General features: G+C 71.0%; 11 protein-coding genes. 6 read left to right on the forward strand and 5 right to left on the reverse strand.

Translation table 11 applies throughout. The annotated features are described in order from the left end of the window. Together AC32QD_RS06050 and AC32QD_RS06055 are read right to left on the reverse strand one after the other, a co-directional pair. Positions 1-1,054 (reverse strand): adenylosuccinate synthase (locus AC32QD_RS06050; protein ID WP_492009585.1); only part of this gene is annotated, 1,054 nt, incomplete at its 3' end. A gap of 84 nt (positions 1,055-1,138) precedes the next feature. After that, a complete protein-coding gene (locus AC32QD_RS06055; RefSeq protein WP_492009586.1) occupies positions 1,139-1,381 on the reverse strand; it encodes a CDGSH iron-sulfur domain-containing protein in 243 nt (80 codons plus the stop codon). Positions 1,382-1,554: 173 nt separating this feature from the next. Between AC32QD_RS06055 and AC32QD_RS06060 the strand changes: the two genes are divergently transcribed. Beyond that, the gene (locus AC32QD_RS06060; RefSeq protein WP_492009587.1) at positions 1,555-2,925 is read left to right on the forward strand and encodes a DNA recombination protein RmuC; all 1,371 of its coding nucleotides are present in this window, start codon (positions 1,555-1,557) and stop codon (positions 2,923-2,925) included. Positions 2,926-2,928: 3 nt separating this feature from the next. On the opposite strand, the gene serA is transcribed toward AC32QD_RS06060, so the two are convergent. Together serA and AC32QD_RS06070 are read right to left on the reverse strand one after the other, a co-directional pair. Beyond that, entirely contained in the window at positions 2,929-4,524 is a 1,596-nt protein-coding gene (gene serA / locus AC32QD_RS06065; protein WP_492009588.1) for a phosphoglycerate dehydrogenase, read from the reverse strand. 67 nt (positions 4,525-4,591) lie between these two features. Continuing rightward, on the reverse strand, positions 4,592-5,764 hold the full coding sequence (locus tag AC32QD_RS06070) for a phosphoserine transaminase (RefSeq protein WP_492009589.1): 1,173 nt from the start codon (positions 5,762-5,764) through the stop codon (positions 4,592-4,594). A 247-nt stretch (positions 5,765-6,011) separates the two neighbouring features. Here AC32QD_RS06070 and AC32QD_RS06075 point away from each other — a divergent pair, with 247 nt between their 5' ends. The 4 genes from AC32QD_RS06075 to AC32QD_RS06090 all read left to right on the forward strand — a co-directional run bounded on the left by AC32QD_RS06075 (position 6,012) and on the right by AC32QD_RS06090 (position 9,893). Beyond that, entirely contained in the window at positions 6,012-7,043 is a 1,032-nt protein-coding gene (locus tag AC32QD_RS06075) for a Glu/Leu/Phe/Val family dehydrogenase (RefSeq protein WP_492009590.1), read from the forward strand. Positions 7,044-7,192: 149 nt separating this feature from the next. Next, the gene (locus AC32QD_RS06080; RefSeq protein WP_492009591.1) at positions 7,193-8,164 is read left to right on the forward strand and encodes an aldo/keto reductase; all 972 of its coding nucleotides are present in this window, start codon (positions 7,193-7,195) and stop codon (positions 8,162-8,164) included. A gap of 116 nt (positions 8,165-8,280) precedes the next feature. Continuing rightward, positions 8,281-9,066 carry a rhomboid family intramembrane serine protease gene (locus AC32QD_RS06085; protein ID WP_492009592.1) on the forward strand — a complete coding sequence of 262 codons (786 nt, stop codon included), beginning with the start codon at positions 8,281-8,283 and terminating at the stop codon, positions 9,064-9,066. Next, positions 9,063-9,893, forward strand: a complete 831-nt coding sequence (locus tag AC32QD_RS06090; RefSeq protein ID WP_492009593.1) for an SDH family Clp fold serine proteinase — start codon at positions 9,063-9,065, stop codon at positions 9,891-9,893. Before AC32QD_RS06085 ends, AC32QD_RS06090 begins: the two co-directional genes overlap by 4 nt. Positions 9,894-9,946: 53 nt before the next feature. On the opposite strand, the gene AC32QD_RS06095 is transcribed toward AC32QD_RS06090, so the two are convergent. Next, complete coding sequence (locus AC32QD_RS06095; RefSeq protein WP_492009594.1) at positions 9,947-10,129, reverse strand: hypothetical protein; 183 nt, start codon at positions 10,127-10,129, stop codon at positions 9,947-9,949. Positions 10,130-10,382: 253 nt separating this feature from the next. Here AC32QD_RS06095 and leuB point away from each other — a divergent pair, with 253 nt between their 5' ends. Beyond that, the gene (gene leuB, locus AC32QD_RS06100) at positions 10,383-11,504 is read left to right on the forward strand and encodes a 3-isopropylmalate dehydrogenase (protein ID WP_492009595.1); all 1,122 of its coding nucleotides are present in this window, start codon (positions 10,383-10,385) and stop codon (positions 11,502-11,504) included. The last annotated feature ends 37 nt before the right edge of the window (positions 11,505-11,541 follow it).

Raw genomic sequence — 11,541 nt, forward strand, 5'->3', positions numbered from 1 at the left:
CGCCGTCGAGCCGGTAGCCGGTGCACAGCTTCAGCTCCTCGAGCCCGTCCAGCACGTCGAGCTTGGTCAGCGCGATGCCGTCGATACCGCCGACCCGGCAGGCCTGGCGCACCAGCGCCGCGTCGAACCAGCCGCAGCGGCGCTTGCGCCCGGTCACGGTGCCGAACTCGCGGCCGCGCTCGCCGAGCCGCTGGCCGGTCTCGTCGGTCAGCTCGGTCGGGAACGGCCCCGAGCCGACCCGCGTCGTGTAGGCCTTGACGATGCCCAGCACATAGCCGACCGCGTCCGGCCCCATGCCGGTGCCCACCGCCGCCTGCCCGCCCATGGTGTTGGACGAGGTGACGAAGGGATAGGTGCCGAAGTCGATGTCCAGGAGCGCCCCCTGCGCCCCCTCGAACAGGATCCGTCGCCCCGCGGCGCGGGCCTCGGCCAGCGTGCGCCAGACCGGCCGGGCGAAGGGCAGCACCTTCGGCGCCACCTCGGCAAGCTGCGCCTTGAGCCGGGCCCGGTCCACCGGTTCGGCGCCCAGCCCGCGGCGCAGCGGGTCGTGATGCGCCAAGAGCCGGTCGAGCCGCGACTCAAGCGTCGCGTCGTCGGCGAGGTCGGCGACGCGCAGGGCGCGCCGGCCCACCTTGTCCTCGTAGGCCGGGCCGATGCCGCGGCCCGTGGTGCCGATGCGCCCCGCCCCCGCGGCCTCCTCGCGCATGCGGTCGAGATCGGTGTGCACCGACAGGATCAGCGGCGCGTTCTCCGCGATCTGCAGGTTCTCCGGGCTGACGCTGACGCCCTGGCCGGCCAGCTTCTCGATCTCGGCGATTAGCGCCCAGGGGTCGAGCACCACGCCATTGCCGATTACCGACAGCTTGCCCGGGCGCACGATGCCCGAGGGCAGCAGCGACAGCTTGAAGGTCTGGTTGCCGATCACCAGGGTGTGCCCGGCATTGTGCCCGCCCTGGAAGCGCGCGATCACGTCGGCGCGCTCGCTCAGCCAGTCGACGATCTTGCCCTTGCCCTCGTCGCCCCACTGGGCGCCGACTACCACCACGTTGGCCATTTTGGTGCCTCCCGTTCAGCGGCGCCCTTATAGGGGCGGGGCAGGCGGGGCGAAAGGGCGCAGTGTGCGGCGCAGCCGCGCGGCTCACACGGTCTTGTGCGTGCCGTCGCACAGGGGCTTGTTGCCCGAGTGCTTGCAGCCGCAGAAATACACCCGGCCGGTCTTGTGCGCGGTGTATTTCACCGGCTGGATCGCGGTCTCCTTGTGGCTGCCGTCGCAGAAGGGCTGGGTCCCCGAGCGCCCGCAGGCGCACCACAGATAGGACTTGCCCTCCTCGACCTCGACCGGAAAGGGGCCCTTCTGCGCGATCCGTGGCGTGTCCGTCATGCTCTCGCTCCCGTTGCCTCGACGCGGAGACTCGCGCATCGGGCGCGGCAAGTCAAAGCGCACCATGTCAAAGCGCGCCGTCAAGGCGCCCGCCCGGCCCGATTGTTCTTGTCCTGTTCCGCCGCGGTATGAGAGACTGCCCGCTCAGGGCTCCACACGCGGGGAACGTGCCTATGCCGGGCTTCGACGCCATCGCTCTCGTCGCCATGCTGGTCGCCGGCGTCGTCGGCGCTGCGCTGGCGCTCCTCTACACGCTGCCGGCGCTGCGCCGTGCGCGCGCCGACTCGGCGCGGCTGGGCGAGGAGGCGCGCACGCTCAACGACAGGCTCAACGACGAGACCCGCCACGCCGAGGGCCTCAAGGGCCAGCTGGACGCCGAGCAAAAGGCGCACGCCGCGCGCCTCGAGGAGCTGCGCGGCATGGGCGAGGAGATCGAGCGCAAGTTCGGCGCGCTCGCCCAGCAGGCGCTCAAGGGCAACGCCGAGAGCTTCCTCAATCTGGTCTCCGAGCGCTTCGACAAGCACAAGGAGGCGGCCAACGAGGACCTCTCCAAGCGCCAGCAGGCGATCGAGACCATGATCAAGCCGGTGGCCCAGTCGCTGGAGAAGTTCGAGACCCGCATCGGCGAGATCGAGAAGGCGCGCGAGGGTGCCTATCATGCGGTGCGCGAGCAGGTGCGCCAGCTCGCTGAGGGCCAGAAGCAGCTCAACTCCGAGACCAACAAGCTGGTCAGCGCCCTGCGCCAGCCCAAGACCCGCGGCCGCTGGGGCGAGTTCCAGCTGCGCCAGGTGTTCGAGATGGCCGGCATGGTCGAGCATGTGGCCTTCACCGCCGAACACCACATACCCGGCGCCGACGGCGCCCGTCGCCCCGACGCCGTGGTGCGGCTGCCCGGCGGCAAGGCCATCGTGGTCGACGCCAAGACGCCGCTCGACGCCTATCTCAACGCCATCGACGCGGCCGACGAGACGGCGCGCGAGCAGGCGCTCAAGGCCCATGTGCGCCAGGTCCGCGCCCATGTCGATGGGCTGGCGGCCAAGGAATACTGGAACGCGCTGCCGGTGACGCCGGACTTCGTGGTCATGTTCGTCCCCGGCGAGGCGTTCTATTCCGCCGCTATCGAGCTCGACCCGGATCTCTTCGAGGCGGCGATCTCGAAGCGCGTGCTGATCGCCACCCCCACCACGCTGATCGCGCTGGTCAAGGCCATCGCCTATGGCTGGCAGCAGGAGAAGCTGGCCAAGAACGCCGAGGAGGTGGCGAGCCTCGCGCGCACGCTCTACGACCGCATCCGCACCTTCGGCGAGCACATGGAAAAGCTCGGCGCCGCCCTCCGCTCGTCCGTGGACCGCTACAACAAGGCGGTCGGCTCGCTCGAGGGCCGCGTGCTGCCCACCGCGCGCCGCTTCGAATCCCTGGGCGTGGTCTCGGCCGGCACCACGCTGGACGGGCTCGCCGGCGTCGAGGTCGAGCCGCGCGCGCTCACCGCCAGCGAGCTGGTGGAAGCCGACGACGGCGACGCGGAGCCGCCGCCCTCGCCCTGAGGCTCAGAACTCCAGCGCCTTGGCCTCGCGCACCTGCGGCAGCGCCGCAATCTGGCTCAGCACCGCCGGGCTCAGCGCCTCGTCCACCCCGACCAGCGCGATGGCGTCGCCGCCCTTCTCGGCGCGGCCCAGCGCGAAGGTGGCGATGTTGATGCCCAGATCGCCCATCTTGGTGCCCAGCGCCCCGATATAGCCCGGCAGGTCGCGGTTGCGCGTATACAGCATGAAGGGCTGCGGCTCGGCCTCGAGGTCGATGCCGCGGATCTGCACGAAGCGCGGCTTGCCGTCCGAGAAGATCGTCGCCGCCACCGAGCGCGTCTTGCCCCCGTTCGAGTGCACGATCAGCCGCACATACGAGCCATAGGCCCCCTGCGCGTCCTTCCTGGTCTCGGCGATGTGGATGCCGCGCTCGCGCGCCATCACCGGGGCCGAGACCATGTTGACCGCGCCCTCGCCCAGCTGCGGCCGCAAAAGCGCGGCGGCCAGGGTCGCGGTCAGGGGCTTGACGTTGAGCTCGGCGACCCGGCCGACATACTCGATCTCGATCCCCGAGATCGGCTCCGCGGTCAGCTGCCCGGCGAAGGCCCCAACCACCTCCGCGACCCGCACCCAGGGCGCCAGCACCGGTGCCTCCTCGGCGGTGATCGAAGGGGCGTTGATGGCGTTCTGGATGGCGCCGTCGATCAGGTAGTCCGACATCTGCTCGGCCACCTGCAGCGCCACGTTCTCCTGCGCCTCCGAGGTCGAGGCGCCCAGATGCGGCGTGACCACCACGTTGTCCAGTGCAAACAGCGGGCTCTCGCCCGGCGGCTCGGTGGCGAAGACGTCGAAGGCGGCGCCGGCGAGATGGCCCGAGCGCACCGCCTCGGCCACCGCCCGCTCGTCCACCAGCCCGCCGCGCGCGCAGTTGATCAGCCGCGCCCCGGTCTTCATCGCGGCGACCCGCTCGGCCGACAGGATGTTCGCCGTCTTCTCGGTCCTGGGCAGGTGCAGCGAGACGATGTCGGCGCGGCCGAGCAGCTCGTCGAGCTCCTCGATCTTCTCCACGCCCAGCTCGCGGGCGCGCAGGTCGGACAGGAACGGGTCGTAGGCGATCACCCGCATCCTCAGCCCGATCGCCCGGCTCGCCACCACCGAGCCGATATTGCCGCAGCCGACCAGCCCCAGCGTCTTGCCAGTCAGCTCGACGCCCATGAAGCGCGACTTCTCCCACTTGCCGGCCCGCGTGGTGGCGTCGGCCCGGGGGATGTTGCGCGCCAGCGCCAGCATCAGCGCGATGGCGTGCTCGGCGGTGGTGATCGAGTTGCCGAACGGCGTGTTCATCACCACGATGCCGCGCGCGGACGCCGCGGCGAGGTCGATGTTGTCGACCCCGATGCCGGCGCGCCCGACCACGCGCAGCTTCGTTGCCTTCTCGATGATCTCGGGCGTCACCTTGGTGCCCGAGCGCACCGCGAGCCCGTCATAGTCGCCGATGGCGCCGGCGAGGCTGGCGGGATCCTGGCCCAGCTCGGGGCGGAAGTCGGCCTCGATGCCGCGCTGGCGGAAGATGGCGACGGCGTTCTCGGACAGCGCGTCGGAAATCAGGACCTTTGGCATGTCGTGTTCCTCACGGATGGCCCCGCGCCGGCCGCTCGGGCGCGCGCGGCGGGGCGAGATGTCTGTCTCAGGCGGCGAGCTTCTCGGCCTTCGCGGTGGCGAAGGCCCAGTCGAGCCAGGGCGTCAGCCGCTCGATGTCGGCGGTCTCCACCGTGCAGCCGCACCAGATGCGCAGGCCCGGCGGCGCGTCGCGATAGCCGCCGATGTCGAAGGCCGCACCCTCCGCCTCCAGCCGCGTCACCATGGCCTTGACGAAGGCGCGCTGCGCCGCCTGGTCGAGCCCCGCGATTTCCGGGTCGGCGATCCTGAGGCACGCGGAGGTGTTCGAGCGCGCCGCCGGCGCGGCCACCAGGTTCTCGACCCAGGGCGTCGCGTCGACCCAGGCCTGCAGCGCGGCGAAGTTGGTGTCGGCGCGGGCCTTGAGCGCCTCGAGCCCGCCGATCCCCTCGGCCCAGCCGAGCGCGTCGAGCCAGTCGGCGACGGCCAGCATCGAGGGCGTGTTGATGGTCTCGCCGGCGAACACGCCCTCGTTCAGCCGGCCCTCCTTGGTCAGGCGGAAAATCTTGGGCAGCGGCCGGTCGGGCACGAAGCTCTCCAGCCGCTCGACCGCGCGCGGCGAAAGCGCCAGCATGCCGTGCGCCGCCTCGCCGCCCAGCGCCTTCTGCCACGAGAAGGTGGCGACATCCAGCCGCGCCCAGTCGATCGCTTGCGCAAACGCCGCCGAGGTGGCGTCGCAGATCGCCAGCCCCTCGCGATCGGGCGCGATCCAGTGCGCGTCGGGCAGGCGCGCGCCCGAGGTGGTGCCGTTCCAGGTGAACACCAGGTCCGCCTGGCGCCGCACCGCGGCGAAATCGGGCAGCGCGCCATAGCCCGCCTCGATCACCCGGCAGTCGGCCAGCTTGAGCTGCTTGAGCGCATCGGTGGCCCAGCCCTTGCCGAAACTCTCCCACACCAGCACGTCGACCGGGCGCGCGCCCAGCATGGACCACATGGCCATCTCGACCGCGCCGGTGTCCGAGGCCGGCACGATGCCGAGCCGCCAGCCCTCGGGCAGGCCGATGAGCCGCTTGGTGCGCTCGATCGCCTCCTTGAGCTGGGCCTTGCCCTGCGCCGCCCGGTGCGAACGGCCGAGAAAGGCGCGCGCGGCGACGGCCTCCGCCGACCAGCCGGGGCGCTTGACGCAGGGACCTGAAGAGAAGTTGGGGCGCGCAGGCTTGGCCTGCGGCATGGGGAACGTCATCGACGCGCTCCGTCGTCAGGGCGAGGTTCCTGAGTCCGCCGCCGCTCGCCCTTACCCGGCGGCGCACCCACGCGCCACATAGACCCGCGCCGCGGGGCGGTCAACGCGGAATATGCCGCATCCGGCACACCGATTGTCGCATCGCAGCATCGCCGCCCTGGAGCGGCTCAAATTTTCGCCACAGGCGCCACGCCCGCCGGGGGCGCCCTATGTAATTGGAAAACGTCCCATCTGCGGAGGCAGCGCCATGACGGTCTTCACCCATCCCGAGTTCGACGGCCACGAGCAGGTGGTCTTCTCGCAAAACCAGCACGACGGGCTGCGCTCGATCATCGCCATCCACGACACCCGGCTCGGCCCCGCGCTCGGCGGCTGCCGGGTGTGGAACTACGCCTCCGAGGACGAGGCGCTCACGGACGTGCTGCGGCTGTCGCGCGGCATGAGCTACAAGGCGGCGCTGGCCGGGCTGCCGCTGGGCGGCGGCAAGGCGGTGATCATGGCCGACGCGCAAAGCCAGAAGACGCCCGAGATGATGCGCGCCATGGGCCGCGCGGTGAACCGCCTGGGCGGGCGCTACATCATCGCCGAGGATGTGGGCGTCGAGGTCGCCGACATGGACGAGGTGGCCAAGGAGACGCGCTTCGTCTCCGGCATCTCGGGCGGCGCGGGCGACCCCTCGCCCTGGACCGCCGAGGGCGTCTTCCTGGCGCTCCGCGCCGCCGTGCGCCACCGGCTGGGCCGCGATCTCGAGGGGGTCCGCGTGGCGGTCAGCGGGCTCGGCCATGTCGGCTCCAACCTCTGCCGGCTCCTGGCCGAGGCGGGTGCGCGTCTGATCGTCGCCGACATCCGCAAGGACGTGCTCGAGCAGGTTGCCACGCTGCATGGCGCCGCGACCGCTGCGCCCGAGACCATCCACGCCGCCGAGGCCGAGGTGTTCTCCCCCTGCGCGCTCGGCGCGGTGCTGAACGGGCGCTCGATCCCCGAGCTGCGCGCGCAGGTCGTCTGCGGCGCCGCCAACAACCAGCTGGCGACAGCCGACGACGACGCCCGGCTGGTCGCCCGAGAGATCGCCTATGCCCCCGACTACCTGGTCAACGCCGGCGGGCTGATCTCGGTCTCGCGCCCGACCTGCGGGCTCACCGATGCCCAGGCGCGCGGCAAGCTCGAGGCGATCCCACAGACGCTAATGCGGGTGTTCGAGACCGCCGAGGCCGAGGGCATTCCGCCCGGCGCCGCCGCCGACCGGCTGGCCCGGGAGCACTTCCGCCCGCAGGGGTAATCGGTCCGCAGGGATGAGGGCGCCCGGCCACGCGAAAATTCTCATAGGTCTTATATAAGACCTGTATGAATTTTGCGGCCTGCGCCGCGATTTCCATGCCCCCCGAATCCGTCTAAGCTCGCCCGCTCGGCTCAGGGGGAGGACCGGCGATGGAGATGCGGCTTCTGGGGCGCACCGGGCTCAGGGTCTCGCGGCTGAGCCTCGGCACAATGTCGTTCGGGCGCGAGGCGGACGCGGCCGAGTCGGGCCGCATGTATGCCGCCTGCCGCGAGCGCGGCATCAATTTCTTCGATTGTGCCGATTCCTATTCCGGCGGGCGCGCCGAGGAGATCCTGGGCCGGCTCGCCGCGGCCGAGCGCGAGGAGCTGATCCTCACCACCAAGTGCTTCAATCCCACCGGTCCGGGCCCCAACGACCGCGGCGCCAGCCGCCGCCACGTCACCCGCGCCCTCGAGGCCTCGCTCAGGCGGCTGGGCACCGACCGGGTCGAGGTGCTGTTCCTGCACCGCTGGGACCCCGATACCCCGCTCGAGGAGACGCTGCGCGCGCTCGAGGACCTGGTGCGCGCCGGCAAGGTGCTGCATCTGGGCGCCTCGAACTATGCCGCCTGGCAGGTGGCGCGGGGGCTGGGGATCTCCGAGCGGCGTGGCTGGGCGCGCTTCGACGTGATCCAGCCCATGTACAGCCTGGTCAAGCGCCAGGCGGAATCGGAGATTCTGCCGCTGGCCCGCGCCGAGGAGTTGGGCGTCATCACCTACAGCCCCCTGGGCGGCGGGCTGCTCTCGGGCAAGTACGGCCCCGACCGGCGCCCCGAGGGGGCGCGCATCTCCACCAGCAAGGAATACGCCGCGCGCTATTCCGAGGACTGGGTCTTTCAGACCGCCGGGCGCTTCACGGCGCTGGCCGAGGCCCGGGGCGTCCACCCGGTCAGCCTCGCCGTCGCCTGGGTCGCGGCCCACCCCGACGTGACCGCCCCGATCGTCGGCGCGCGCGACACAGCCCAGCTGAGGCCCTCGCTCGACGCCCTCGACGTGGCCATGACGCCCGACCTGCGCGCCGAGATCGCGGCGCTGGCGCGCAGGCCGCCCCCGGCCACCGACCGGCTCGAGGAGACGCTCTGAGCGCCGCGCCCCGGGCGAATCCGGTGGCGATTGTCCCGGGCCACAAATAGCATGGCGCGGCCGTCCGCGGACGGTCCCGCCAGTCAGAGCCGCCGCCCGAGGATCGGCATCGTCCCATGTTCCCCTGGTCCACCAGCGTCGCGATCCGCCATGTGCCCTTCGTCACCTGGACGCTGATCGCGCTGAACCTGGCCATCTTCCTCTACGAGGTCTCGCTGCCCTCGGGCCAGCTGCAGGCCTTCATCGTCGAGTGGGGCCTGGTGCCGGCGCGCTATGCCCACCCGCACTGGGCGGCGGCGCACGGGCTCGCGCCCGGCAACCTGCTGCCCTTCCTGTCCAACACCTTCCTGCACGGCGGCTGGCTGCACGTGCTCCTGAACATGTGGACGCTGTGGATCTTCGGCCCGGCCATCGAGGACCGCTTCGGCGCGCCGCGCTACCTCGCCTTCTACCTGGCCTGCGGCATCGGCGCGAGCGTCGCCCAGGCCCTGGTCAACGCCGATTCCGCGCTGCCGACGCTGGGCGCCTCGGGCGCCATCGCCGGGGTGATGGGCGCGTTTATCCGCATGTTTCCGCTGTCGCGCGTGGTGGTGATCATCCCGATCATCATCATCCCGTTCGTGCTTGAGATATACTCGTTCTTCTTCATCGGGTTCTGGATGGCGCTGCAGGTCGTGCAGGGGCTGACCGACCTGATATCGCCGCCGGGGCTGGGCGGCATCGCCTGGTGGGCGCATATCGGCGGCTTCGCGCTGGGCTTCGCCGCCACCGGCTGGCTCAGACGGCGGCACTACCGCCCGCCGCAGCGCGACGAAGGCATCTGGGGCTTCACCCCCGACGGACGGCGCCGCGCGCGCCGGCGCCCGTGGGGCCGGCGGGACAGGAAAGGACCCTGGGGATGAGCTGGTACGACGCGATCTGGATTCTGGTCTTCCTCGCCTTGCTGCAGCCGGTCATGGCCCGGCGCTTCATGGAGGTCATGCGCCAGCGCAAGATCGGCGAGATCGAGCGCGAGCGGAACTCGCGCGTGATCCTGATGGTGCACCGGCAGGAGACCATGAGCCTGCTCGGCTTCCCGCTCATGCGCTATATCGACATCCACGACGCCGAGCAGGTGCTGCGCGCCATCCAGATGACCGACGACGAGGTGCCGCTCGACATCGTGCTGCACACACCGGGCGGCATCGTGCTGGCCGCCACCCAGATCGCCCGCGCGGTCAAGCGCCACCCGGGCCGGGTCACCGTGTTCGTGCCGCACATGGCCATGTCGGGCGGCACGCTAATCGCCATCGCCGCCGACGAGATCGTGATGTGCGAGCACTCGGTGCTGGGGCCCATGGACCCGCAGGTCGGCCAGCAGCCCGCGGCCTCGATCCTCAAGGCGGTCGCGGCCAAGCCGGCGGCCGAGGTCGACGACGCCACGCTGATCAACGCAGATATCTCTAAGAAGGCGATCGCCCAGCTGCGGCGCACCGCCGAGCGCCTGCTCGAGGGGCGGCTGGACAAGGACAAGATCGCCGCGCTCGCCACCGCGCTGACCGAGGGCCGCTGGACCCACGATCACCCGATCTTTCCCGACGAGGCGGCCGAGCTGGGGCTGAACGTCAGCACCGAGATGCCCGACGCCGTGCTCGAGCTGATGGCGCTGTTTCCCCAGCCCTCGCAGCGAATGCAGAACGTCGAATATCTGCCCTATCCGCACCGCGGCAGCCCGGGCAAGGCGCGCTGAGGCGCCATCGCGCCGGAGGGCGGCGGCACATCGCCGCCGTCCTGACGCTGCTCTCAGAACGCCAGCGTGATGCCGATGGTGATCAGCGCGACATAGCCGAGCAGCAGGCCGATGACATGCCAGTCCGGCAAGCTCGGCTGGTCGAAATCGTGGTCATCCGCCCGATCGACGCCTTCCCACTCGGTCTCGCCGTCGGCGGCGCCGAAGCGGGGGCCGTCAATGGCACTCCATCGCAATTTTGCCTCCCATTCGATCTGAGCCGCACGGAACGCGGCAATGTCGCACGCCTCGGCGCGGCATCGCCTCGCCGGCACCGTCTGGGGTCGATTCGCAGCCGAGCCGCCCCGCGGCGGTGCCTCTCGCCGTAACTGACGGCCCGGGCGCAACTTTATTCCCTGCCGGCGCCCCGGGGCATGGCGGGCGGGCGCTTGAACTCTCGCGGCCGATGGCGCAAAAGGCGCGCGGCGAAGCGACGGAGGACCCCCCGAGATGACCGCCCAGACGACGCGCATGAAGCTCTTGATCCTGCCCGGCGACGGCATCGGCCCCGAGGTGATGGCCGAGGTGCGCAAGGTGATCGACTGGTTTGCCGCCAGCGGCGGGCTGGAGTTCCAGGTCGCCGAAGACCTGGTCGGCGGCGCCGCCTATGACGCGCACGGGGTGCCCTTGGCCGACGCCACCATGGCGAGGGCGCAGGCCGTGGACGCGGTGCTGCTCGGCGCCGTCGGCGGGCCGAAATACGACGCGCTGGATTTTGCGCTGAAGCCCGAGCGCGGGCTGCTGCGGCTCAGGAAGGAGATGGACCTGTTCGCCAACCTGCGCCCGGCCAAGTGCTTCAACGCGCTGGCCGATTTCTCCTCGCTCAAGCGCGAGGTGGTGGCCGGGCTCGACCTCATGATCGTGCGCGAGCTGACCTCGGGCATGTATTTCGGCGAGCCGCGCGGCATCACCGAGCTCAATGACGGCAGCCGCGTCGGCATCAACACGCACCGCTACACCACCGAGGAGATCCGCCGCGTCGCGCGCACCGCCTTTGAGTTGGCGCGCAAGCGCGCGGGCCGGGTGTGCTCGATGGAGAAGGCCAACGTCATGGAGGCCGGCATCCTGTGGCGCGAGGAGGTGCAGTGGGTGCACGACCAGGAATTCGCCGATGTCGAGCTCAGCCACATGTACGCCGACAATGGCGCCATGCAGCTGGTCAGGAACCCCAAGCAGTTCGACGTCATCGTCACCGACAACCTGTTCGGCGACATCCTGTCGGACTGCGCGGCGATGCTGACCGGCTCGCTGGGCATGCTGCCCTCGGCCTCGCTCGGCGCGCCGATGGCGAACGGCCGGCCCAAGGCGCTCTACGAGCCGGTGCACGGCTCCGCGCCGGACATCGCCGGCAAGGGGCTGGCCAACCCGATCGCCTGCATCCTGAGCTTCGCCATGGCGCTGCGCTATTCCTTCGACCTCGGCACCGAGGCCGACCTGCTCGAGGGCGCGGTCGAGGACGTGCTGGCCAAGGGTCTGCGCACCGCCGATCTCGGCCAGGCGCCGGGCGGGCGGCAGGTCTCGACCTCGGGCATGGGCGACGCCGTGCTCGAGGCGCTGGCCGCGCGGGGCTAGACACCGCCATTGGTCCCGGCCCCGAGCCGGGACCTCC

This window comes from Thermohalobaculum sp., assembly GCF_058622915.1.

Bases quoted from the DNA above. Each gene is read 5' to 3' on its own strand.
- AC32QD_RS06055 (WP_492009586.1), bottom strand. From the start codon at position 1,381: ATGACGGACACGCCACGGATCGCGCAGAAGGGCCCCTTTCCGGTCGAG.
- AC32QD_RS06060 (WP_492009587.1), top strand. From the start codon at position 1,555: ATGCCGGGCTTCGACGCCATCGCTCTCGTCGCCATGCTGGTCGCCGGC.
- serA (WP_492009588.1), bottom strand. From the start codon at position 4,524: ATGCCAAAGGTCCTGATTTCCGACGCGCTGTCCGAGAACGCCGTCGCC.
- AC32QD_RS06070 (WP_492009589.1), bottom strand. From the start codon at position 5,764: ATGACGTTCCCCATGCCGCAGGCCAAGCCTGCGCGCCCCAACTTCTCT.
- AC32QD_RS06075 (WP_492009590.1), top strand. From the start codon at position 6,012: ATGACGGTCTTCACCCATCCCGAGTTCGACGGCCACGAGCAGGTGGTC.
- AC32QD_RS06080 (WP_492009591.1), top strand. From the start codon at position 7,193: ATGGAGATGCGGCTTCTGGGGCGCACCGGGCTCAGGGTCTCGCGGCTG.
- AC32QD_RS06085 (WP_492009592.1), top strand. From the start codon at position 8,281: ATGTTCCCCTGGTCCACCAGCGTCGCGATCCGCCATGTGCCCTTCGTC.
- AC32QD_RS06090 (WP_492009593.1), top strand. From the start codon at position 9,063: ATGAGCTGGTACGACGCGATCTGGATTCTGGTCTTCCTCGCCTTGCTG.
- leuB (WP_492009595.1), top strand. From the start codon at position 10,383: ATGACCGCCCAGACGACGCGCATGAAGCTCTTGATCCTGCCCGGCGAC.